General features: G+C 36.7%; 29 protein-coding genes and 1 tRNA gene. 16 read left to right on the top strand and 14 right to left on the bottom strand.

From position 1 onward, the window contains the following. Nucleotides 1-16 precede the first annotated feature (16 nt). Genes AACT42_RS11005 through AACT42_RS10995 form a run of 3 tightly spaced genes read right to left on the bottom strand, consistent with a single transcriptional unit; the run spans nucleotide 17 to nucleotide 2,123 of the window. Nucleotides 17-256 carry a hypothetical protein gene (locus AACT42_RS11005; RefSeq protein WP_094133641.1) on the bottom strand — a complete coding sequence of 80 codons (240 nt, stop codon included), beginning with the start codon at nucleotides 254-256 and terminating at the stop codon, nucleotides 17-19. Between the two features lie 28 nt (nucleotides 257-284). Further along, a complete protein-coding gene (locus tag AACT42_RS11000) occupies nucleotides 285-671 on the bottom strand; it encodes a hypothetical protein (RefSeq protein ID WP_094133640.1) in 387 nt (128 codons plus the stop codon). A gap of 9 nt (nucleotides 672-680) precedes the next feature. Continuing rightward, nucleotides 681-2,123 carry a GTPase gene (locus AACT42_RS10995; protein ID WP_094133639.1) on the bottom strand — a complete coding sequence of 481 codons (1,443 nt, stop codon included), beginning with the start codon at nucleotides 2,121-2,123 and terminating at the stop codon, nucleotides 681-683. A gap of 407 nt (nucleotides 2,124-2,530) precedes the next feature. Between AACT42_RS10995 and AACT42_RS10990 the strand changes: the two genes are divergently transcribed. From AACT42_RS10990 to AACT42_RS10955, 8 genes are all read left to right on the top strand, one after another. Then, nucleotides 2,531-3,529, top strand: coding sequence for a DUF2333 family protein (locus AACT42_RS10990; RefSeq protein WP_094133638.1), 999 nt, complete (start codon nucleotides 2,531-2,533; stop codon nucleotides 3,527-3,529). 5 nt (nucleotides 3,530-3,534) lie between these two features. Continuing rightward, nucleotides 3,535-3,879: a hypothetical protein gene (locus tag AACT42_RS10985; protein ID WP_094133637.1), complete on the top strand. Its 345-nt coding sequence runs from the start codon at nucleotides 3,535-3,537 to the stop codon at nucleotides 3,877-3,879. Nucleotides 3,880-4,229: 350 nt separating this feature from the next. Then, nucleotides 4,230-4,295: transfer RNA gene (locus AACT42_RS10980), tRNA-OTHER, on the top strand. A gap of 456 nt (nucleotides 4,296-4,751) precedes the next feature. After that, nucleotides 4,752-5,201, top strand: coding sequence for a hypothetical protein (locus AACT42_RS10975; protein ID WP_094133636.1), 450 nt, complete (start codon nucleotides 4,752-4,754; stop codon nucleotides 5,199-5,201). Nucleotides 5,202-5,235: 34 nt separating this feature from the next. Continuing rightward, nucleotides 5,236-5,457, top strand: coding sequence for a hypothetical protein (locus AACT42_RS10970; RefSeq protein WP_054390393.1), 222 nt, complete (start codon nucleotides 5,236-5,238; stop codon nucleotides 5,455-5,457). 50 nt (nucleotides 5,458-5,507) lie between these two features. Then, nucleotides 5,508-6,161 (top strand): hypothetical protein, encoded by a 654-nt coding sequence (locus AACT42_RS10965; RefSeq protein ID WP_053319112.1) that lies wholly within the window; start codon nucleotides 5,508-5,510, stop codon nucleotides 6,159-6,161. 257 nt (nucleotides 6,162-6,418) lie between these two features. Next, a complete protein-coding gene (locus tag AACT42_RS10960; protein ID WP_176432211.1) occupies nucleotides 6,419-6,988 on the top strand; it encodes an RNA-guided endonuclease InsQ/TnpB family protein in 570 nt (189 codons plus the stop codon). Next, nucleotides 6,918-7,625, top strand: a complete 708-nt coding sequence (locus AACT42_RS10955) for an RNA-guided endonuclease InsQ/TnpB family protein (protein WP_176432210.1) — start codon at nucleotides 6,918-6,920, stop codon at nucleotides 7,623-7,625. Before AACT42_RS10960 ends, AACT42_RS10955 begins: the two co-directional genes overlap by 71 nt. Nucleotides 7,626-7,681: 56 nt before the next feature. Here the strand turns inward: AACT42_RS10955 and AACT42_RS10950 are convergent, their stop codons facing one another. Next, nucleotides 7,682-9,094, bottom strand: coding sequence for a hypothetical protein (locus AACT42_RS10950; protein ID WP_094182782.1), 1,413 nt, complete (start codon nucleotides 9,092-9,094; stop codon nucleotides 7,682-7,684). 116 nt (nucleotides 9,095-9,210) lie between these two features. Here AACT42_RS10950 and AACT42_RS10945 point away from each other — a divergent pair, with 116 nt between their 5' ends. Next, nucleotides 9,211-10,245: a hypothetical protein gene (locus AACT42_RS10945; RefSeq protein WP_094182781.1), complete on the top strand. Its 1,035-nt coding sequence runs from the start codon at nucleotides 9,211-9,213 to the stop codon at nucleotides 10,243-10,245. A 552-nt stretch (nucleotides 10,246-10,797) separates the two neighbouring features. Here AACT42_RS10945 and AACT42_RS10940 read toward each other — a convergent pair. Beyond that, on the bottom strand, nucleotides 10,798-11,469 hold the full coding sequence (locus AACT42_RS10940) for a hypothetical protein (RefSeq protein WP_094134111.1): 672 nt from the start codon (nucleotides 11,467-11,469) through the stop codon (nucleotides 10,798-10,800). A gap of 141 nt (nucleotides 11,470-11,610) precedes the next feature. Then, nucleotides 11,611-12,132 (bottom strand): thermonuclease family protein, encoded by a 522-nt coding sequence (locus AACT42_RS10935; protein WP_094131724.1) that lies wholly within the window; start codon nucleotides 12,130-12,132, stop codon nucleotides 11,611-11,613. Nucleotides 12,133-12,304: 172 nt separating this feature from the next. On the opposite strand from AACT42_RS10935, the gene AACT42_RS10930 reads away from it, so the two are divergent. The 3 genes from AACT42_RS10930 (at nucleotide 12,305) to AACT42_RS10920 (ending at nucleotide 14,201) form a co-directional block, all read left to right on the top strand. Further along, nucleotides 12,305-12,841: a hypothetical protein gene (locus AACT42_RS10930; RefSeq protein WP_094131725.1), complete on the top strand. Its 537-nt coding sequence runs from the start codon at nucleotides 12,305-12,307 to the stop codon at nucleotides 12,839-12,841. A gap of 116 nt (nucleotides 12,842-12,957) precedes the next feature. After that, nucleotides 12,958-13,320 (top strand): hypothetical protein, encoded by a 363-nt coding sequence (locus tag AACT42_RS10925; protein ID WP_141193143.1) that lies wholly within the window; start codon nucleotides 12,958-12,960, stop codon nucleotides 13,318-13,320. Nucleotides 13,321-13,397: 77 nt separating this feature from the next. Next, complete coding sequence (locus AACT42_RS10920) at nucleotides 13,398-14,201, top strand: hypothetical protein (protein WP_094131727.1); 804 nt, start codon at nucleotides 13,398-13,400, stop codon at nucleotides 14,199-14,201. Nucleotides 14,202-14,217: 16 nt separating this feature from the next. Here AACT42_RS10920 and AACT42_RS10915 read toward each other — a convergent pair whose 3' ends face one another. The 4 genes from AACT42_RS10915 to AACT42_RS10900 all read right to left on the bottom strand — a co-directional run bounded on the left by AACT42_RS10915 (nucleotide 14,218) and on the right by AACT42_RS10900 (nucleotide 16,509). Continuing rightward, complete coding sequence (locus AACT42_RS10915; protein ID WP_141193144.1) at nucleotides 14,218-14,556, bottom strand: hypothetical protein; 339 nt, start codon at nucleotides 14,554-14,556, stop codon at nucleotides 14,218-14,220. A gap of 47 nt (nucleotides 14,557-14,603) precedes the next feature. Continuing rightward, on the bottom strand, nucleotides 14,604-15,359 hold the full coding sequence (locus tag AACT42_RS10910) for a hypothetical protein (protein WP_094131729.1): 756 nt from the start codon (nucleotides 15,357-15,359) through the stop codon (nucleotides 14,604-14,606). 82 nt (nucleotides 15,360-15,441) lie between these two features. Then, the gene (locus tag AACT42_RS10905) at nucleotides 15,442-15,804 is read right to left on the bottom strand and encodes a hypothetical protein (protein ID WP_094131730.1); all 363 of its coding nucleotides are present in this window, start codon (nucleotides 15,802-15,804) and stop codon (nucleotides 15,442-15,444) included. Nucleotides 15,805-15,945: 141 nt separating this feature from the next. Further along, on the bottom strand, nucleotides 15,946-16,509 hold the full coding sequence (locus AACT42_RS10900) for an NUDIX hydrolase (RefSeq protein WP_048516162.1): 564 nt from the start codon (nucleotides 16,507-16,509) through the stop codon (nucleotides 15,946-15,948). A gap of 238 nt (nucleotides 16,510-16,747) precedes the next feature. On the opposite strand from AACT42_RS10900, the gene AACT42_RS10895 reads away from it, so the two are divergent. From AACT42_RS10895 to AACT42_RS10880, 4 genes are all read left to right on the top strand, one after another. After that, nucleotides 16,748-16,969 (top strand): hypothetical protein, encoded by a 222-nt coding sequence (locus AACT42_RS10895; RefSeq protein WP_141194972.1) that lies wholly within the window; start codon nucleotides 16,748-16,750, stop codon nucleotides 16,967-16,969. A 144-nt stretch (nucleotides 16,970-17,113) separates the two neighbouring features. Then, nucleotides 17,114-17,443 (top strand): hypothetical protein, encoded by a 330-nt coding sequence (locus AACT42_RS10890; RefSeq protein ID WP_094131732.1) that lies wholly within the window; start codon nucleotides 17,114-17,116, stop codon nucleotides 17,441-17,443. 104 nt (nucleotides 17,444-17,547) lie between these two features. Then, entirely contained in the window at nucleotides 17,548-17,880 is a 333-nt protein-coding gene (locus AACT42_RS10885) for a hypothetical protein (RefSeq protein WP_094131733.1), read from the top strand. Between the two features lie 291 nt (nucleotides 17,881-18,171). After that, complete coding sequence (locus tag AACT42_RS10880; RefSeq protein ID WP_094182780.1) at nucleotides 18,172-19,551, top strand: RNA-guided endonuclease InsQ/TnpB family protein; 1,380 nt, start codon at nucleotides 18,172-18,174, stop codon at nucleotides 19,549-19,551. A gap of 96 nt (nucleotides 19,552-19,647) precedes the next feature. Here AACT42_RS10880 and AACT42_RS10875 read toward each other — a convergent pair whose 3' ends face one another. From AACT42_RS10875 to AACT42_RS10860, 4 genes are all read right to left on the bottom strand, one after another. Beyond that, nucleotides 19,648-19,920 carry a hypothetical protein gene (locus tag AACT42_RS10875; protein WP_094134202.1) on the bottom strand — a complete coding sequence of 91 codons (273 nt, stop codon included), beginning with the start codon at nucleotides 19,918-19,920 and terminating at the stop codon, nucleotides 19,648-19,650. 11 nt (nucleotides 19,921-19,931) lie between these two features. After that, nucleotides 19,932-20,594, bottom strand: a complete 663-nt coding sequence (locus tag AACT42_RS10870; RefSeq protein ID WP_094134203.1) for a hypothetical protein — start codon at nucleotides 20,592-20,594, stop codon at nucleotides 19,932-19,934. Nucleotides 20,595-20,596: 2 nt separating this feature from the next. After that, entirely contained in the window at nucleotides 20,597-21,175 is a 579-nt protein-coding gene (locus tag AACT42_RS10865) for a hypothetical protein (RefSeq protein WP_094134204.1), read from the bottom strand. 712 nt (nucleotides 21,176-21,887) lie between these two features. After that, a complete protein-coding gene (locus tag AACT42_RS10860; protein WP_141193277.1) occupies nucleotides 21,888-23,438 on the bottom strand; it encodes a hypothetical protein in 1,551 nt (516 codons plus the stop codon). Nucleotides 23,439-23,449: the final 11 nt, after the last annotated feature.

The following is a 23,449-nucleotide window of genomic DNA, read 5'->3' as shown; positions in this document are numbered from 1 at the left end:
TCTCTAGGCTTCTTAATCAATCAACAGTAAATGAATATGACTCTGCAAGCATTACTTGATATTTAACACCATCTACTTGGAATACACTTACAAAAAATCTTGCTGTCTTATAACTTTTGCTAAACTCAGAAAAAAGAACTACTGGAAATTCAATCTCTTTCGCTTCAGGGAATTTCTCAAGTATCGCTTCATTAAGCTTTTCCTGGTAAAAACGTGTTAAGTTTGATTCCAAATCCGACAAATCTAATCTTCTCATTTCTATTCTATTTCCTATAACTTATTGACTAACATTTTATTGAAAGAACAATAGAATCAATACCTTCACTAATCTCTTTGCAATTGAAGATTTCCATGTATTTTTTACGATCTTCTTCTAAATGAAGATTTAGTCTCAAGTGTTTATGCTTTTCTTTTTTGCGCTTTGAGTTCGTGCTGTAAATTTGCAAACCTTTCTTCTTGTACTCTTCTCTATCTCTAGAGACAGAGTATGGTTCAAATGACTCTTCTTCTTTATGGAAATGATACCAAGTAAAACTGTTTGCAATTGCCCCAATGATATGTCCATTGCGTCTAGCATAAGATTGACCACGGATGAACATGTCTCCATTAGCCATAATTTTCAGATCACCATCAGATGGTTTTCTCTCACTGTGTTTGTAGTAAATAATCATGTGTCACATCTACTTTATTACAATTTTTAATGATTTAACCAGTGCGTTTTTCAACCGTTTAGCTTCACTTTTCATTGATTCAATGGTTGATGTGTCAAATCGTCTACGATTGAATTGAACATGTAATGCCTGGTCGCACCCTTCTATGAAACGTAACTTCAGTTCTTCATACCCTATTTCTGAGGATTGTACTAAGCAATATTCATCAATAACGCTCAAACTCTCAAAAACAGACTTGTTGTATTCAAGTGCAGCATCTTCATTTCCCTTAACCATGTCGGCATGTGTGATTGCCATAATGCATACAGGTTTTTTCTTTTTAGGGTTCGCTTCGTAATACTTATGCACTCTACCAATCAATTCAATATCATTGTTTTTAGAGGGCTTATTTGCTTTAACAGCAAATATTACAATGTCGCTTTTTGAAATTTCTTTAAGCGTTAATTCAAATTGATTTTCACTTCCATCAATACCTTGACTATCAACCAGAGTAAAATCTACTTCATTGTTTTTGTATTGATAGGCTGTAAACTTATCAGTCGTAGGTAAGACCGACACTTCCGACATTACCTTTCCTAATAATCCATTAATAATACTGGACTTTCCAGAGCTAATCTCACCTACAACTGAAACTCTAATCGGTTCAATTTTGAACTTGCTAATTGACTCTTTATCCTTCTTACTTGTTTCGCTTACTGAAGTATACAATTTGGAATCGTATTTTTTACCATAGAGATCAATCGCTACTGTCGCGACTTCCTGATATAGAACTTTAAGTAAATGAACTCGCAAATCATCATTAAACTTATCGTAGATTTCAGAGGTAATCATTCCTCTCAGTTCTGAAATCAAACCTGTAGGAGTCGTTACTCGATATGCGCGATAAATATTCCATAGAATATTTGCCGTATCTTTATGATCATAACAAGTTTTCAGAGTCGAAACTTTCACGCTATCAACGAAAGGTATGTTTTCGAGAAGATGCTCTCGGTATTTTTTAGATACCTCTTCTAACATGATCAGAAATTCTGGCGCGGTAAAGGCAAGTTCACCATTGAATCTTGAGTTGGAACAACGGTTAGCTATCAAAGTAACAATTGAGAGTGTGTTTGCCTTAATACCCTCAATTGATGGCTCTTTCTCAAGATAGGTATCAATCAATTGATTGGCTTCTATCCAAGCATCTAGCTCTACTTGGTTCCAATTGCTGGATGGTTCAAGCCCATTAAGATCTATTTCAACTGCTTCACCTAACCTGCTTTCGTTTGCTCTTATTCTCTTCTTTTCAAAAATTACTAATGCAATAGAAGTAATAATTGCAGTAGCAATTAAATAGATGACGAAATCCAGTAATAGCTTTTGCTGAAAGATTGCGTAAAAGCCGAATCCAAGTATCCCTAATGCAGGGAAGGCAAGGTAAGCCAAACCAAATCTAGTGAATATTTTTTTCATATTAACCTCTTGTAATTTTGTATAATATAATCACATAACTATTGACTTTTCAATTTTTATTTGTATTATAAAAGGCAAGTTCAAGTTACCCACAATGTAACTTGACTTAAAATCCTCATAGAGGCTAACGTCACGGCGGTAAGACAAGGGTTTGAATGAGTACTCGAAAACCGCCCCTGATTCAACACAACTCTTCCTCACAAAACTCATCCCTTCTTACTCAAAGGCAGGGAGCAAACAATCAATCTCAATTAACCAAATAAAACATCAGTATAGCTGATGAATATCGATTCTTTTTCTTTTTCTTAATTTTGAATTTTTACTTTACTTTTAAATTGAAGTGTATAAGATTCATAACAACTAAATCAAAATAGTACACACAATTAATTAAATTAAAGGATCATTTAATGACTCAACCAAAAAAGTCTTATAAAAGTAAACTAATCCTGTCTGCTATAGCTGCATCTGTCATAGCGGTTACTGGTTATGTACATGTGATAAGCAACACACCAGACATAAAACAAACAAAAGAAATTCTTAAAATTCAGCAAATTAAGAACTCAGATCAAGTGGTTGGTGACGCATTCACTGCTACTAGCATTCAGTTGATCGAAACACTTCTCAATAAAACTGGCGGTTTTACATCGAACGATCTTCTTGTTAAGGCAAAGGTATTCGATAACATGCCGAACTGGGAAGAAGGCGTAATCGGAATGGTAAAGGACTCTGTTCTTACTCTTGAAAAAGAGTTCAGCCGTTCTCAATCGCAAGATCTGAAAGACAAAAAACTATCAGTAGCGTTTTCTTCGATCAGCTATTCTCCGACTAGCTGGTGGTTCCCATCATCAGAAGATCAATACAAGAAAGCTTCTAATGCTCTAGGTGATTACCTTTCTCGCATCTCTGATCCAAAAGATAAAAATGCTCAGTTCTATGCTCGTGCTGATAACCTTCGTGCATGGTTAGATTTGGTATCAAACTCACTTGGTAGTTACAGCCAGCGACTATCGGCATCAGTAGAACAGGAACGTTTTAATACTGACCTTTCTAATGACAAAGCTGCTGTGCAATCTACTTACAGTGATCAGAAGGTTGTAGCTAAAACCCCTTGGCTAGAAATTGATGATGTGTATTGGGAAGCTCGCGGTGCTTCATGGGCGCTAATTCAACTTCTATACGCAGTAGAAGACGATTTCGGTACGGTTCTGAAAGATAAAAACGCTGTAGCCAGCTTGAAGCAGATAATTCGAGATCTTGAAGATACACAGAAAACTCGCTACTGGCCTGTTGTCCTGAATGGTTCACCATTCGGCGTGACTGCAAACCACTCACTAAGTATGGCTAACTACATTAGCCGTGCGAACAACGGCATCATTGAGCTGATCCGTCTCCTAGAGCGTGGTTAATAGCTATGAAGTGGCTATTAAGAAGCGAAAGCCATGAGGTCGAGGTTTCAGGAGCTTCGCACCTTTCAATGGCAATGTTGGTTGGTCTGATTGAATCAGACCAGCTATATGCTCATGAGAGCCGAATTGGTCAAGACATCTTGTCTATCCCAAAGAAAAGTTCAATGAAATGCATTGATACCTGGTTTACGATGCGTTTCAATGCTCCTATGGCTGAATGTATTGAATCTGAGGGATATCTTTCAGTAATTGCGTTGTTAGAGCAAATCGTAGGTACTGATGAACCGACTCTGGGTGAAAATGACATAGTTGATGCTGCTTATAAGCTGCTTCATGAGCTACAAATGTAAAAAACGAAGAATTAATAAAACACATAAGAAGTAGTTGCACATATTTTTTATTGTTGATATTATTTCTTCTACCCGATGAGAGAACACTGTTCTTTCATCACGGAGCTGGAATCCAACTTAAGCTTTTGTGTATGGGATAGAATCCGAGTTGGAGGCATAGCGGATAAGGTCAGCAATTTTTAATTGCGTCACTACCTGTTTAGTCAATGAAGGTCGCAAAGCCGCTGGAGATTGACAGGATGTGACTGGACATTAGGGGCTGAGATTGCAGGTGACTTTTCGGTAGAATAGTAACCGTAGAGTTTTTCTTAGACCTTGGCAGGATTTCCTGCCCTGGTTCTAAAATAAGTGCGGTTGAAGTTAGAGGCTTAACGCCATCATGATGGAGTTCGCAGGTTCGAATCCTGCCTTCCGCATCCAAATGCGTATATAGCTCAGTTGGTAGAGCACTGTCCTTCCAAGTCAGGTGTCGAGGGTTCGAACCCCTTTATACGATCCAAATTTTGCTGCCGATATAAACTTTTGCTTGTTACAAGCGAGCCAGTAGTAATGCTGCTCTATCTGAAAGGCTTAAGCCTTGAGTTTAAAATTATCGGTGCAATAGAGCATCATAGCGGCTATCCCCATTTTGGAGGGGTTAACAAGTTCAAATCTTGATAGGCGCTCACTGAAGCTCACTCAGCACATAACCGATTATGCGGTCTGCATCGTCTATCACGATGTAGTGAGTTAAAGCTCTATGTGCGACCTACTGTTCACATACAGATCTAATCTGTATGCCTTTCTGGTCTGGTCAACCAGGAAGAGTTAAAGACCTAAAAGCCTCCCTCGTGGAGGCTTCTCTATATGTATTGAAAAGTAAGGTTTTTACTATGAGATTACTACTACTATTATCTATATTATGTTTAAATTCTTCTTTGTCCTTTGCCATAGAAAAAGACATTTCTTCTAAGGACGATGCAGAGCTTGATCGAATCTTTGCTGAGCTTGAGCAGCAAACTCAAGAGAGATTGATGTACAAGAGTGAACGTGATCAAGAATTTGAGATGTATAACGAGAAATTCCAAGAATTATTTAAAAATGCAATAAATCTGGATCTTGATCAGCCATTTGAGTGCCGAATAAACATTAAACTACTGCCAACAACAGATGGTTTTATTGTTCGAAAGGTAACTATGCTTTATGATAGCGGTCACTGCACACATATTCCTGAAGCGATAGAAACATTGCAATTTCCTATGCCAAAAAATAAAGAACTTATTCGAAGATTTCAAAATATTAATTTTACAATGCAAAGTGATAAAGTGTTAAAATCAGAATAACCTAATCGTTAGCATTCTACTTTAGCGAGAAACCATGATCATTTTAAATTTCAATCCTGTCTGGTTAATCATGTCTATCCTCTCAGGAGCAATGACACTGAACTTTGCTTTGGATGTACTACATCATGGTTCCTCACTAGATTCTCATGAAGGTGCAATGAAAGAGTATCATGAGATCTTCTACAAAAAATCCAAGTCACGCGCTTTAGCTTCTTTTATTGCCTTCGCACTATTTGTTATTCTATACATGGCATAACAAATTGACTCTCATAATTACCTATGTATAATAATAAACAGAGGTGATTTATGTTAATTAATATCGAAATTTCAAAGGTTTCAGAGGAAAAACTATCTGAATATCGAAAAAATCTTGCAGAGGTTTATGGTGAAGGCGAACCACCGATTAAGGTGTTTGCTGAAATGCACCAAATGGACAATCTATCCACTGAAGTCACGCGGCTGGAAGACAATACGGGTTTATATCCTGTTCGATTTGATATGAGCTTAAGCCATCAAGAACTTCTACCTGAAGGCATTAAAATCATTAAGTACCCGCACTGCTTGCCAGCTCTAGTAACACAAATCAATTACGACAAACACAATCGTATTGTTGAGACCAAAAGTAGACTTAATAAATATGGTTACTGCGAGTCTTTTTCCGATTTTATGGAAATCGCAGGTAATCAACTTAATGCATCAGCGCGTAAGTTCTTGGTTACATTCTCGTACATTAAGGGTTATGAACGAGCAAGCACAGAAGCTGACCGAGGCAGCTTAATTCGAAGCGATCACACGGTTCCGATCACATCTAATCAGATCGAAGGAATTCTTCACTATCATGTTTATGAAGTCGTGAGCAGCGATTATGAGGATATTTCGAGCAATCAAGCGTTTGAGCTGCTTGGAATGGACTTGCGAGGTGAAGTGATTAACACTGAAGATCTTCGAAGTAATTTTTGATAGCAAATGCTGATGGAAACTAAAGAGTCATTGCTCATGAAAACGACGACTAAACTGGATTGTCGGCTCTTAACGAACAACAACTGAATATAAGAAAACCTTGCGCGAACTTTTGATTCACGCAAGGTTTAAAACATTTCATGTATTTTACCAAAGATGCGCGAAAAGCTCCATCCTTCTAGGGCGGAGATGGATAGCGCACATTGCGTAGCAATGCGTTATTGATTTGAATTTATTATTCATTTATGATTCAAAACATGAAGATATTACGTGCATTTAAGTTTCGACTTAAAGTTGATGAAGAACAACAATCCGCTTTCTGGAAGCAGGCTGGCGCGTGTCGCTTTGTCTGGAATTTGTTCCTAAAACGTCAACAATACCGACTCAAGCGCGGTCACTACGTTGAAAATTATGCAACCATGTGCCTTCATCTTACCCAAGTAAAAAAGCACTTCACTTTTCTTAAAGAAGTTGATTCCACCGTGCTTCAACAAACCCTAAAAGATTTAGATAAAGCTTATAAGGATGCGTTTGATAAAACGCAACCTAATAAACGGATGCCCGTCACTAAGAAACGGTCAAAGTGCAATAATGGCTTTCGATACACGGGTCGATTTAAGGTTGAAGGTCGCCGCGTATGCTTACCTAAGCTTGGCTATTTTGGCTTTTTCAAGTCGAGAGATATTATTGGGAAAATCAAAAACACCACAGTGACACACAAGGCTGGTCACTGGTATGTTTCATTTCAGACTGAATATGAACGCGCTGACCGCCCTCATAATTCCAAGTCGATGGTTGGGTGTAAAACGTCTTGCAACGCTTTCTAATGGGTTTTATGTGGATGGTCTGTCCGCACTCAAAGTCCATTCGAAAACGTTAGCGAAGCTGCAAAGAAAGCTCGCTAAAAAAACACGTTTTTCCAATAACTGGAAAAAGGTAAAACAAAAAATCACTCGCCTACACAGCAAAATTTCCGCTGTTCGTCATGACTTCCTGCATAAATTCTCAAGTTACTTGAGCAAGAACCACGCAATCATCGTGTTTGAGGATTTAAAGGTGAAGAACATGACTCATTCATCCAAAGGAACACTGGATGAGCCAGGTAAAAAGGTTAAGCAAAAGTCAGGATTGAATAAAAGTATTCTCGAACAGGGTTGGGGAATGCTAATGGATTTTTGCAAATACAAGCAACAGTGGAAAAACGGCATGGTTTTAAAGGCTGATCCGACAGGAACCAGTCAAACTTGCTCTTGCTGCGGTCATAAAAGTAAAGCTAACCGACTTTCTCAATCGGAATTTGTTTGTGAGAAGTGCGGTTTAACCATCAACGCTGATGATAATGCGAGTCTCAATATTTTAACGTCAGGACATGGCGTGTTAGCCTGCGGAAATCCTAACTCATTAGAGTTCTGTAAGCAGGAATCAACTGGCTTCGTGAGAAGCCAGCCATTGTTAATCAAATAACAATGAATCCCCTTCCTTACCCACGCAGTGGGCGCGAAGCGAGGGGGGGGAGAATGTCAAAGGGAAAGCTCTTTTTCTTTGGTTTCTTTCAATTCTTTGTACGCTTCCTTATGCGCATCAATAAGCTTATTGATTGATTCAACCTTTTCGAGTTCCATTTTAAGGAATCTAGCATAGTTACAGTCAGAGTCAGCCTTAGCTTCATATTCCTTGATTCTTGATTGAGAGTAATCAGCTCTTTCCTCATGGAATTTAACGCGCTCTACGTGGTATTCCATCTTTTCTGCAACTGTACGATTATCGTCATCAAAAGTAATCTCACCGCTTCTCAACGCTGACTCCCTACCCAAGTAAAGAGGAGTAAAATGACGAGCAAAACCACCACCATTGTCACGCCATCTATCACTAATTGGACACGTCTCGGTGTAAGTTTTACCTGTTTTCTCATCTGTAAACACAAACTTAATGTCTGCTTTATACCCGAAATTATCTACAAAACGACTTTCCGCTGGATGGATAAAGATTTTTCCGCAATCGTAATCTCTTAACATCCCGTCACCCCAACAGTCACTTGAAGTGCTTAAACCACCAAAACGCATGATTTCTTCTTTAAAGGATTCTTCGAACTCAGCATCGATAAAGTCTGTCACCAAACCATTTTCATCAAAATGATGTGAGGCTAGGTATTTAACAGCACCTTTCAGGGTTTTATAGTCTTTCGTTTCATAACTAAGAGTACGACCACTAACCGTGTTCTTATTCATGCTATCGTAACTATGGAACGCTTGGTACTTCCCTTTTGAATTGATCACAATGCCACCAGGTGCTTCTAATTGCTTAAAGTAATCTGACAGCGTTTCACCCGCCTTAAGCTTAGGATAACCATCATCTGAATATTCTCGGTCAGCGTCTTTTTGAAACATCCCTGGATTCAAGATCTGTACTTTATTCACAACATAAGACTTGAGCTTTTCCATAGCCTGATTAAGCGCTTCATCAAGTTCTACAACATGTTTAACATGGATTTTGTCGTTAATGGTCTTACTACCATCACTTTTAGATACGTGGATAGTGTAGACACCCTCATGGTCATACAAAGGACGAGAAGAATTGTCATGAATAGCAAACCAAGATTTCATATTTACATCTCGATGGTTTGCAAACTTACAGACACCAGCAGCAACGATACCCGATTTAGGGTCATACGGAGGCTCATAGAAATCATTGCGCAATGCTTCGTTTACGAAGCTCTTAATAAGCGATTCTGGCGATACCTTCATCTCTGGTTCCAATCCCTGAATGTAGTAACCAGTTTGCTCTTCGAAAGATGTAAGAGGGATAGACTCTACGAACCCATCTTTATGACCTCCGAAAGTGATTTTGATGTTACCATCTCTGGTTTCAGGAAATTCAATAACCTTCTCAGTAACATCATTAAGAATGAATTTACCACCTACAACTTTTTTCATTATTTTTATCTCTTAGCAGTATTTGATTCTTAAATTATAACACGCTATCCCACATTTAAAAACTTAATGGTTCTATTTTTTATGATATAATCAAGAAAAACAATAGGAATAAAATAATGAAAACTCCAACATTGAGAAAGAAAATTAGAACAATATATAGTCATCTTTTAAACACGAAAGAGAAAACAAATACTTCCGATGATGAGAAAGCTCTATTTGTTCTCAAGCAACAACAAACTTTACTTCAAAATGAAATCGAAAATAAATCTAAACTTTCTAAATTGTTAACCGATCATATTAGCAATAGCATTGTATCTAACCAAAAAGTTATTGACACGATAAGCGAACAGATAAAGGCAACAAAAATTCCATATAGCAGCTTTGAAGACGAAGTTAAAAAGTCAATTGATGAGTATAACAAATCAGTTAAGCTGTTCGCAGATAAAGGCGGTAAAGATTTTTATGATCTGGCTATTTCAATGTACCCAAATCATGAAATGACACATAATGATTTAATATCTGTAATTGAAGAGCTTAAAGAAAATGGTGTTGATATAGAGATTTTGGATAATGAGCCAAATGAAAAATACGATGAGTATAGAACGAGACCATTTGGAGGAACTTATTACTCATCATTAACAGTTGTACTGCCTTCATCTCATATGATTACACTTCAAGAAGCAATTGATCAAAAAAATAGCGCAATCATTTCTACTTCTTTTACAGAGAAGTCTATTCTATGTGATTTCCATGCACACTTTATCATGCCCTATGCATATGATGAAGATAGAGAGATAACACTGGACTCGCTAAAGAAAATGATTGCTAAAGAACGTAGCAAACCTGAACGAACAGACAGGATTGTTCAAAAGGCATTTACATCACTAGGATTTTTTAGATCTGAGCTATCATATAGTGGTTTTAAATCAGAGAACTGGGATCACTTAAATGACGCGATGTTGTTAGCATTTGAAAATTTAGATTTATACCAAAACACAAATGACCATATTAATGGTTTAATGCCTGGACCATTTGGTTATACTGATGAACACTCCAAACTTCTTGGTTATGAAAAACCAACAAGAGTCAATATTGTTGATGACCTGAAACTAAGAGAGATAAAAGATAGGTCTGTGTCATTACAACCATAGAGAGAAAAGCCCGTTTTCGTAACGGGCTTATACATTCATTCAACACCATTTATTGCATATAAGTTGTTAAACGTGCTGATGTCTTATCCAAGGTCGTTTGTTACACCCTTCGACACTTCAATAAAGTCATATGTGGCTGGTAGCCCCCCAAGATAAATCAGATCTCCTTCGTCACCTTCTTAAATCGGGAAATACCTCTCTAGATAATTCGATTTAAAAATACTGAATCCAACTACGTTATTACCACGATTGCCAAATTTGTTATGGAATAAGTCAGCTTTCTGCTTAATCTCATGGCAGGATAGTCGAAATTGACGGTAAGTTGAGTATGTTTTGGAATTAGCAGCTTCACAATCTTCCTTCTATGCATAAGTGTAAACCCTGTACCTATCTATACCTTTATACCCAGTTCTACCAGGTTCTTTCCTGTTTTGATGACCTTCATCTATTTTGATTCCATAACAATTTATTAGCACACCAAGAAATATTATTAAGGATACAAGAATTATTTTTTGAGGCTTAGACACTGTTATCTGACCGTTCACTTTTTTGTCACTGAACACCAACCATTTTGTATGATTCATTGAACATATCTATATTGTAACCAAGACTATTCTTGTCATTTGAAACTTCGATGAAGTCATACGTAGCTGGAATACCACCAAGGTATACTAATTCACCTTTTTCATTTTTATAGACTGGATAGTATCGTTCGACACCAGTTCCCTTAAAAACACTTAACCCAAAAATCCGAACTTTATCTTTGTTGTATTTATAATGAAAGTCATAAATCCTATTCATTATAGTATCGCAACTAGCATGGAATTGAGTGTAAAAAACACTTCTTGTCTTATCTGTAGATCTGTACTCTTCTTTGTTTACATTAAAGCACTCTGTTTGATCTCTAAATGTGTAAACTCGATAATGATTTGTGTAATTAATATCTGTTTCTTGAGGCGCTATAGGATGCCCCTTATGCAATAAATCAGTATAACTATTAGAAGTAATCTCGTTGTGGGTAGTTTTTAGATCTGAAGCCATAGAAAGAGCCATTAAAACCATTACTACTATAATAGTTAATACTAAAGTGATTTCTACTAAGCTTACTCTAACACTACTTCCAGAAGAGCTAGGGATATCGATAGCGATCCTGCGTAGTTGCGGCTCTTCCCCATCATGCTTTTTCTTATCTCCAGTTTTTATACCTGTTTTAATTTGCTTCATTATAATTTCCTAATTTATTATATGTTATTGATTTTATATTGATATTTATTTGATAATATTTACAATATATTTACATATAATATTTAACCACGTAGAAATAATAAGGGCAATAAAAAACCCCTCGTAGAGGGGGTCTTAGTTTTACTTTTCCATCATTTTTTTCATATACATGCTATGCAAGAATGGGTGTTTTCCCCATTTGTACTCGTAGGTTGAGTAACCCTTTTCAATAAGATCAGCGCCCAAATCAATCCCGTTACTGCTCAGAGAGCAGATAGGACGACCGTAGTGTCCAAAGTCCCAACATACAAAACTTACTTCTTGTTTTTCCCAGTTCTTCTTCACATAATCAGAAGCGTACTTACCTTCAACGGTATTTTTTGCTTGGTTTCTATGTACTGACTCAGGTGTGTTAATGTTTCCTATTCGAACTTTAAAACTACCATATTTATCATTAAAGTGCTTTTTCTCTTTATTTTTTTTTGCAGCGCCTTTGAGCTGATCGTAAACACCTCGACTGTCGGCTGTTACAATCATTGTATCGCCATCAACTACTCGATAAACGACACCAGTTCCAAATACAGCAGAGTTAGGATCTAGATTTCCTGCAAATGCAGTAGAAGAAATTGATATCAACGCCAAAACACTTAATTTTTTAATCATTTTATTTATTCCTATTATTTAATCATTAATAATTTTATAATTTTTCGTTGCAACGTTTCAACAATAATCTATAGATTGTTTAATTATTAATTCCGAGATTAGCAAATAAACTTTACTTTCTATATTTAATGTGTATAATTAAGAAAAAACAAAGAAAAGGTTTAGGATTAAGATGCGTAACGAAGTTCAAAAAGAACAAAGAACAATTGGATGGTTACTTACAGCCTGCGCTGTTATGTTCAGCTCAATCTTTTTTTCTCATTTGAGCGCGTCTGTACGTCAAGACCTTCCTTTTGAACAAAGAACACATGTTTATGAGAGCAATAGCTCAAGCTATTCTGCTAATGACTTGCTTCTCTGTAAGCACTTAAAGCCAAGGTCTCTTACTGAGGAAGAAATCTTACTCGCAGAGAACAAGGTTCTAGCAGAGGAATTTCGTACAGTCTCTAAACAAGAGCTGCATAAGTTTCTAAAAGCATCAAGAACTAATCTATCTAAAGGTCAAACTTTGGCAGTAAATAGTAAAAGTTCTTTTTCTTGTGATAAATTCAATGTTGACTCAAACAATCGTTCAAATGGTTTTATCGATGATTATGTAAATCAGTTTCAACGTGAAGCTTGTCGAATTTACAAAAACCGATTCGATGATGAACAAATTCAGTACATCGCTTATAATGCTGCTGAATTGCTACTTTCCTCTAACCTATAAGATGGTCGATAATGATGAAGAACATGATTCCTAGTAAGCAACAAATCAAAGAGCTAATCCAATCCGCTTGTATCTAGCTTGAGGCTACAAATACTCATATTCAAATGGTTGACTCTTTGAACTTTGATGAGCTTAATGAAGATGCTAAGTCATTAAATACCTTGCTTCATATTTTTTTAAACTTATACATTGGTGCTAATAGCCCTTATTCTGAGCAAATTAACTTTGTGTCTGCTGCAATTTCATCAGCTATCTTAGAAAACGATCCTGAATTCGAATTCGAGAAATCTGAAACTATTGAGCAAAAACTAGGAATGCTAGAAGAAGGAACAGTGTTCTGTTGGTGTGATGATGTACTCGTATCTTTAAATCCGAATGATTCCTTCTGCACCGCACGATATGTTAATGGCGAATTGGCTTCTAACAGGTTTTATTGGGGATTTGAGAAAACCCCTGCATACACTATCGGTAAAATGTAGCCCACACATACTCTAAGTATATGAAATTCTGGTCTTTATGTGTAACATAGAGTCCAGTTTCTTGTTGAGTGTACAAAATGAAGATTACGGAAGATAAAGCTAAAGAATTATGGGCTACCTGGCACAATGAAATTGCTGCCAATCTTACTTATATAAATAAAACCATCATTACCTCTAAAAGCCCCGCGCATTTTTCTAACTGGCTAAAGAAAAACGGCTCTAACTACAATCATCACTACACTACCATTACGGATAAAACTAAGCATTATGGGAATGTCTTGTTTTCTGTATTAGTTCACGCTGAGAAAGGTAGGATGTATTTCGAAAAAGCATTTTATCCACTTTCAAAAGGTACATTTAAGAGAAGAATATCGATTGATATGGGGATAGAGCTAACAAAGCACTTCATAGAAAGGTTCATTCTTCGCTGGCAAACTCAGACTCTGCAAGAACTAGAAAGAATGATCTTGGCTGAGATAATCATGCCTCACCTTAGGCATGGCGTTAACACAAATCTTGGATTATTTGACGTTACCACTCAAGCCATTTTTATCACTGAGAATTCACTGATGCATTTGGACATATTGATGGAAGAGAATGTTGTTCGGCATATTACTGTGCTTAGTAATTCTGATCTCTCTAAACGGAAGCAGGATATGGTTGAATACATTCTGAGCACATCTGGTCAAACTGAGATAGCTTTAGCTTGCACAGATCTTCCTAGAACGACTACTGAGGCAGATAATGTACTTATGAGTACAAAGGCGCGACAAACAGAGCCTATGAACTATATTGATCAGGAGTTCTATGTAGGCAAGGAAAAGAACATGATGTTCAAGATGCTTAAGAATTATGATCCAACCTTCAATTTAACTACTTAAGCACCTTGATTGTGAACTATTCAATGACTGTAACGACAAAAGGGATTGCTTCATAATCCCTTTCGAACTTCAAACTAACCACTTGGTTTACTTCTAGAGGCTGTAGTTCAATATTTCCACGAACGTTTTCCACACAACCTCTGAGTTTTGCCTTACGACCATCCTTGAAATTAATCATGATTGATTGGTCATCATTTTCAGAGGTTTCAATTTTGACAAAGTCCAAATCGCCAAAGTAATCACCACCAACACTAACCAGATCAGGAATATAAATATCGTTACCTTTAATCCCCTTTGGAATATTTAGGTTAAATGTTGATTTCCCACGTTTCATTCTAAATCTAACAGCTCTCATTATCACTCCAATCTGATGATGATAAAGACTTATTCTAGCATTACTACCTAGTTCCAGCCACTTAATTTAATAGCCGTTTCAAGACACTTTTTGCAGACTGCAAGATCAATTTCCTTGTCATCTCTCAAATCCAGCCCCCAAAATTCTTTATTTGGACTACAAATAATTTGTCCAGATTCTCGTTTTAAGCGACCAATTTTTAGTGGTTTAGTCAAGGCTAAGTGATACTTACCACCAGAACCAACATTCTCATTTGGACTGTATGCGTAATACTTTTCAAAGTCTTCAGGATTTAGCTTGATTACTCGCTCAAGCAAATATTCAACTACCTCTTTGCTAGCAAGCATTAAGTCATATTTCAGATCGTAATCGATTCCTGATGCTCTGGAGTTGTTACATAATTTGGTTTTAACACGGAAGGTTTCAAGCTTGCTCTCGAAAATCTCAAGGATATCTTTAGTGCTTGGTGAGTTCGAAATAAACCCATCAATAATGAGCTTTTCTTCTGAAATGTACTTGCATGACTCTTTTTTAATTTTCGCTTTAGCTTCTTCGGCTTCACGGACTCTAAGTTCTTTTTGGGCTTCTTTCTCTGACTTGAGTTCTGCAACAATATCTTTCTCTAAAGAGACAATCAGAACATCTCCTTGTTTGAAAGTGCTATTTTCGGAAAGGCTAAACTCACTACCGCAAACAAGTACTGTACCGTCATTAAGGACAGTTGCTTCAATGTTACTCGACATAAGTCGATTAACTAGACCTGGATTTAGATATCTAGACGCGCTATTAAGTTTTTCTTTCATTTCTAACCCTCCGAATTTATTTTATTATACACCTCTCAGATTAAAAGTAAATAAAGTCAGAACATAATTCTGGCTTTAAAGTTTAAAATGATGATTTAAATCGCTCAATAATAACCTTTTCATAATTGTGAAGTTTGGTCTCCCAATCATACCCGCTGGTGATGGATTTTATCTTTTCAAAATCCTCACTTCTCATGCTATGAGGGGCAAGAGTACCTGTTAGACGAGTCCAGAAATAGTGATGGATGTAACCTTGAGCTTTAATACTTAGCTTGTTTCTTTCAAGCTTTTCTAAAGAATCAACTTCTTCCCAAAATTTGACGGGCTGATCGTATATTGTAGTTATTTGCTCCAGAGTAAGTATTACCCCGAACTTATCTGCAATATAATCTCTAACCTTAGAAACACACTTATCTGATTTTTCAATTAGTTTTAATTCTTTCATATTATTATTCCGTTTTTTATTATTAAATTTCACGGAAATTATAACATCTAAGAAAATTTTGCCAAACAAAATTAAATTTCGTTAATGGTAATAAAAAATCGACACCAAAGATGTCGATTAATAAATGAGTTTCTGAGATCCCTATACTCTAATCTTGGCTTGCGATGTTAGAAATCCCAATGGCAAAGAAGGTAAATAACCATACTCATCGCTATTCAGGTTTAACTTAAGCAACAAGATATCTTCTCCTTCTTCCTCTAACCCATGCTTAGTTTCTGATTGGATATCAGAGAGGTCACATGGCATTAAATAAAAGCTTCCCTTCTCAGTTGAAGCACCAGGGCTTAATAGCATATCTCCAAGATACACTAGGTCACATACTTCACATTTGAGACCCGCTTCTTCTTCTAATTCAGCAACTGCAATTGACGAAGGCGTTAAGTCTTTATCAATTCGACCTGCGACAGGCTCAATCACTAATGTGCTTTCTTCATCAATCGCGCCTGCTCGATGCTGTAGAACCGCTAAGAAGTCACCTGATTTTGGATCATATGGTAAAACGAATACTGAGTTGGATTGTCGTACAACTTCGCGTGTTTGAACGATGTGACCGACATCATTAATTTTAGGTGTTTTTAGTGAAAGACTGAAGACACTAAGAAAGCCACCCGACACTTTATGTTCACTAACTACTTCTGATTTCATAACAAAATTCCTAATTCAACCTTAATGCAATTATTGCACTAAGGTATAGGATGTGCAAGCGATTCTGTATAAAATCTTTCTTCAACTATAATTCCTATATGCTATACTCCACCGCGTTTCCAAACTACTCAAAGCACATATGAGCACGTTAACAGAAATTCTAATAAATCACGGATATGCAAAAACAGAATACGAAGCAAACACCTTGGCACATACACTAAGTAACGAACATCTTAATATGAGCTGCACAAAGCCAATTAAGGCAGCGTTAGAAACTGACTCTGAAACTAAGTTGAGAAAGTTAACAGACAACCATAAAACGCTAGCTTCTATAATGTGCGGATTGATACCAAGAGATCAGTATCCGATACACAGCTTAATGATAAATGGTCATGGCAAAGACCTTGCTAAAACCGATCAGCTATTGTCCTCGATAGGCATCCAGCTTAAACATGACTAACAGAGCCTCTATGAGGCTCATTCTCAATTGCTGCTTTTCTCCCCTTTAAAAGTTTTTATTTATGATAAAAATACTTTACTCTCCAATCTTTATTGTTATAATGACGATGAATCAATTAATGAATAAATCTAAAAAGGATACTTAATGTCTTTAGTTAAAATTCTGAATGAAAAAACAAAATCTCTAGGCACTCTAGTTGATAAAGGCAACAGCAACGACACTCATTTTGTACGTTCTTTCCAAGCAGGTGATGTTTACGGAAAGCTTTCTGTGAACATAAAAGAAGCAGGTGATGCCAAGTTCTTGCTTTTTAAAGGTGAAAAGAACCACGAGATCTTCGTAAAAGATGCACCCAACTTTATCAAAGATTTTCCTGATTTTATTTCAGATGATGAAGCTAAAAAGCTAAACAAAATTTTTGTTCCTATCGTTAACCGTCTAACAGGTACGCCTAAGATCGCGAAATTCCTGTAATTCAGTTAATTCGATATAAAGTGCGATAGACCGTCAAAGCATATTGGCGGTCTTTTCATTTTGATTAAATTCATTTACCATTAAAAATAAATGGATTTATTATCATGAATAAAATTCTATTCCTTCTTTCCCTCTCAACAGGTATCGCTTCGGCTGAAGATCACTCACTCATACGACTATACAATGCTGAAACCGTTGTATACGCAGAAGAATATAAGCAGCTATGCATAAGCAAAGTCAAAGAGTTAGATAAGCCCCAATTCATGGCAAAAACCATTCTATCTTACAGGCATTCATTGACTGAACGCTTAATCGAATCAGGCATTTCATGCAGTGTAGATGGGGTTACATATTACTATGATGACTCAGATGGGATACTAATAAAGTCATCTGGAAAAGATTCATTCCTTTTGTTTAATGAAATAAAAGCCAGATAACTGGCTTTTCATTATGTAATCAGACCCATTAATTCATTCCAACCCTGCTGACTTCTATATGATTCATCAACAGAAAAGGTGCCTGTTTCTTTTTGATTCCAAATCTCATATAGCTCCTTATTCACTGATTTGAACGAGAGTGAGCGCAATCCCCTTCCTTTAGTTAGGGGTGAGCGAACATGAAAACAAAACCAGATTATTTCTTGTTTTCACTAAAAACCTTGTTGCCACAGAAAGTATCGCGTGATAATTTAAGGTTTTCATTAATCTAATGTTTTATCGGGATTTACCTTGGCAATATTAGGCTTTAGCTACAATATTTCTGATAAACTCAATCCAGAGCAAGCCACACTTTTTGCTCAGTGGATTGGTGCTGCAAATGTGATCCGTAATCAAAAGATTAACGAATATAAAACCTTTCTAAAAAACAAAACACCAGAGCTTATCGCTCAAGGTTACGCTTCAATCAAAAACAATCCTGAACTCTTATTTTTAAAAGACATTCCAGTTCAACTTTTACGCAATGCCGCAAGTTTGGTTTTTTCTGATGCGGAAGCCGCGAGAAAAGGACTTAGGAAGTTTCCAAAAATTAAAAACAAGTTTAAAAAACGAAGTGTTGTTTTAACTAAAGAAATGTTCTTTGTTGAGCCTTTCGAGAATGGCTCTCGGATCGTGATTAACAATCATGCCAAAGCAAAGCGAAGAATTGTGTTTTCATTGGTTGTTCCCCACAAGCCTGAGCAAATCGGGAATCAAATCAGGCTTTCACGACAAGGTGCGAAATTCACTTTATCTGGCAGTTTTGATGATGGTCGCTTGGCTTTAGATGAAAAACAGATCCTTTCAGATTTGTCGTATTTATCTTATGAAGAGCTTGAGCTTAAAACCACTGGTGTTGATAGAGGTATTTCGCTTCACCTTTGTTCTAGCGATGGATTTTCAGTTACTTACAGCCCTGAAGAAATAGCGCGTAAAAAGCGCAGAGCGAAAAAGATAGCGCATTATCAGCGTATCCTCGCTCGCAAGAAGCGATTAAACCAGAACAAAACTAAAGCTTGTGAAACGAATCAACAGCGCATTGTACAAGCCAGGATTAGTCGCATTCAAGCGAAAGAGTCCGATTGCCGAAACAATCATAATCACCATATTTCAAAAGCGTTAGTCGAAAGTGCCAATCAAATTATCGGTCTGGAAGATCTGAATTTAACAGGCATGACCAAACGAGCCACACCTAAGAAAAATGAAGATGGAAAAGGTTATGCTCGAAACCGAGCCAGAGCGAAAAGTGGTCTAAATCGATCACTGCTTGGCGTTGCGCTAGGTCAATTGGCAAATTACATAGCGTATAAAGCCCGTAAAGTGGGTAAGATTGTAATTAGCGAGCTGAATCCAGTGAATAGCTCAAAAGAGTGTGCTTGCTGTGGGAGCTTAAATACAGAGCGTCCAGATCAAGCGACTTTTATCTGCTTGACATGTGGGAACAGAGACAACGCTGATTCAAATGCAGCTAAAGTGCTAAAGAAACGACTGATACATTACATTAAAGAGAATACGTTTGCCAAAAGCAAAACTCGTAAAAGTATCGTAGCAAGAAAGAAAAAACTGGCTGACAGAACCGACACCAGTATAAAAACGAGAGACAAAGAAAGCGCGGTGCTAACGTCCTCGTGATGTTAGTCATAAGACCATAAAACTATGGCACCTTTCGCCTGATATTTCACATCAGAAATGTTTCTAACAGGATGAATATTTGGGCTTCGGCATCAATTATTCAGAAACCCAGCACTTTAGGGCTGGGAGGTTCATGTTGTTCAAGCCATGAAGTAACAGCGATACTGGATAGGCAATGGTTACAAACAGCTTTGCAGGTAGATTAGCTACTCGGATCATAGCGAACACACCTGTATCTTCATTCAGGAAGTATTCGTATCTATCACACCACTTTATCTTTCTATGAATGAAATTTGCGTTATGAACACTAGGTGCAATTATAACTTGTTTAAATCCATTCTCTTTAGTGTATTTGAACTGGTAAGCCACAAATTATCCTTTTAAGATTGTTTTGACTCAATAGCATTTTCAATTATGAGTGACAATTGAAGGTTTGATAAAGAGCTAATATTGGTAGCTTCGTAGTCGTACTCAAAGTCAGGGACGAAATTGTTTGCATCATCCTGGCATTTGAATTCGATCTCTACAATAATAACATCCAAGTTATGAAACAAGTCTAATTCATATTTTAATGAACCAACAGAATAAACCTGTCTCACCTTACTAATCTTAGAATTTATTTCTGAGCAGAGAGATTCAATATCCGTTTTTTCATCTTTTGATATTTCATACTCAAATTCGAAAAGCTTACCTTCTGAGTCTATTTTAAAAGTGAATATTTTTTTAACTTCTTTTGTTTCAACATCCCACTTAAACCTGAATCGGCAAGAAGATCCAGGGAAATCAATAAGATTACCTTCTTCACTTAGTTTCAACTCATTTATTTTTGCAATCTCACCATCGAGAAGTGGAATCATTATTTTGACATCATTAACAGAAACTTCCCAACCATCAACCCCAACAGTCAACCTCTGTTTCTCTTTGTTGACCAAGTAAAATTGAGCAATTTCAAAACTGGCACTTAATTTGTTGGAGTATCTTTTTAGAAACTCATCTGCTTGTTCTTTAGTAAGCCTAAACTTTCTTTCTATTTCTTGATTCATTTTTATAACCAGTCATTTATCTTATTGAGCTTGAATCCACCACGTATGAAATACGTAGACTTAGGCATGGCTTCATTAAACTGAGGGATATACATGATATCTAAATTCAAGTAGTCTGTTATATTGTAAGTAAGGTATGGTAATGGCACAACTGAAGTTTCACTAGTAAAATAGTATTCATTATAATTAAGCCTAGTACGATGTATCCACCCTCTTTCCATTACCATTACAGCAAGATTGTAGTTGATATTATCGAGCAAATAATAACCTGTATCTGGCTTGTATGTATATATAAATCCACCTTGTTTATTATCCATATCGAATGAATCCTTCATATGGAAGTAACCAAGGCTAAAGTTATGTTTTTTGTTTTCCGACTTAAAAAACGTCCACTCTAAACCAATACCATTATGACTTTCATTGTACTCATATTTATCAAATGACTCAGTTACATGTTTTGACCAACCGCCAAATTTTATGTAAACATCATCACTATTTATAAACGATTCCCACTCACTAGCTTGTGCGCAACTTGCAGTTAGTACTATACCTGCCAATATCGGTAATATTTTATTTTTCATATTCTTAAATTTATTAGTCAATTAATTTGATATCATTATATGTTCTATATTTAAGTCGTCAAATTTATTTTAACCAATAAAAAATAATGGTATAGTAGGTTTTTAATGTATAATAAAAATAGTTGTTCAATGCCAACGTTTATATGTGATCGATGCCATTCAATCGAAAATACTGCTACATGCATGTACCACACACGAAGACACTTGCAAAAGTACTTTGGAGAGGAATTTGTAAACAATGAGATGATATGCTCTGGATGCACTCCAAAGCAGTTCCTTGATGGTAAGCCTAACAAATATGGTGGTTGGCACAATAGATTTCATCGCGAGATTGCAACTAAACAGTATGTAAAGGAACAGGCTAGTGACAATAGACTTGTCCATAGTAAAGGTCTTGAAGAAGTTCGTGATGGAGTTCAGCCAATGATCCGCCTTTCCAATGTACCAAAGGTCGGAGAGATTAAGCGAGTATTCTCAAGCTTAGTCTGATTTTTAAGCAGCTTGTTTTTTTAAGAGTGCATACATGACCCTTTCATTCTAAATCATTTCGATTTAGCTCACATGGGAACCACGAATTTTGAATTTTATTCATTAATGAGCTGTCTGGCTTTTCTTATATGCAAAAAGCTCACACATGCGCTTTTAAATACTTAAAACATCTATTCTTATCCAATAAAAAGGGGGCTGTTTCAGCCCCCTTTTCTTTTAACTTTTAGCTCTTTTTATTGATAAGCATCAAGAGCTGTGACAATGAACCTTTAGACTTGTCTTCCAAGCGCTCACCAAACCTTAGAAGCACGTCATTAATCTTCTCAGATGTGATTTGAGCGTAGTCATTAAATACAGTTTGAGCAGTAACATCAAAGCGCTCTCTACGGTCTTTAGACTCAACTTTAAAAAGATTGCTGATTTCCATAACCTTCTTCAAAATCGCTTCTTTATGCTTCTTAGACTTGGAAGAGCTACTCAACAATGAATCTAACTCAGCAGCAAGTTTCATCAAGGTTTCTGAAGATTCAGGGATCTCAATCTTATGAGGTTCCTCGATCATCTTCGGCGCTTTCTTTAATTCTAGCGACAGTCCTTCACCAAGGAATCGTGTTAACGTGCCTTTAACCCAGTTGCCACCAAGTGATGATTGAAGCAGTTCCATCATTTGGTATCGAGTCATACTCAAAGTCAAAATATCAGTTTCAGCTTCGTAGTACAGGTCGCCATAACTATCAGTGGAGTAGCTAGAGAATGAACAAGTGAAAGTAAAGTAGTCTTGAACAATTCGAGAATCCCCGAAGAAAAAGTGTGGACTACCAGATGGATTGTTGATTTTTACCATTGCCTGGTTAACACCGCGAAGATTCTTTTTCTGACTGTGTTTATCGAACAATCTACTTGCTTGAGCAATGTAATCTACGTCTTTGCTTTTCTCCACCAGCCTTAACAGGGATTCAGTCTTTTCTGTTCGACCATTTAACTCGTAGTAACAAGCTAATGGAGAGTTAGAAAAAGAAGATTGCTCATCTGCATAAGCGATAGCTTTATGCTCAACAACACTTGAAAGAGAACTACTGATAGAACTCGCAATCTCTGTTCGAACATGATGTGCATTCTGCTCTAACTTTTCTGCAATGATTTCAAAATCAAAAGCATGATCATCGGTGGAATAACCATAAACCTTTCTTGCAAAACCTTGCAGCTTCTCTTTGTCTTTCTTATTGAGAAGACAAGTAGAGCTGTTGATACGCTCTGCCTCTTCAAGTGCTTCTTCAATTTCTTTTCTGATATTGCTGTGTTTATCATTGAGTCGCTTAAAATACTCACCACTTGCTGTTTGCTTTGGCTCATATTTAGGTAGAGGTACACCATTTAATTCAATGATGTTTGCTGGCTCACCTTTATACTTTTCACGGTCAAAGGTCATATCTGACAGACCGCGCTCTGAAATTGCTACTCGGAGGATTACGTTATCTTCATCAGGAACCCACTTACCATCCTGCGCTTTAGCAAAGCATACTGAAATTTCATTAATTGTATCACTAGGAACATGTGAGCCATACATATACATAGGCTCAACTTTTTTCGGTGTAATCTTCATGAATAAGAAAGACTTTGAATAGTCTTTAGCATCAATATCTTTCTGGTATTGGTTTAATGTTTTAGCTTTCTTAATAAGCTCTTTAATGTTTTCTCTGTCGATTTGAGATAGGGACTCCCCATGCTCCACCAGCATACTCTCAAGCAGCTCAGGTTTTGCTAATAGCTCCATTTCTACTCCAA

The sequence above is a fragment of the Vibrio sp. V15_P4S5T153 genome (genome assembly GCF_963874485.1).
Classification (GTDB): domain Bacteria; phylum Pseudomonadota; class Gammaproteobacteria; order Enterobacterales; family Vibrionaceae; genus Vibrio; species Vibrio anguillarum.
This window is presented reverse-complemented; position numbering and strand designations above follow the sequence as displayed.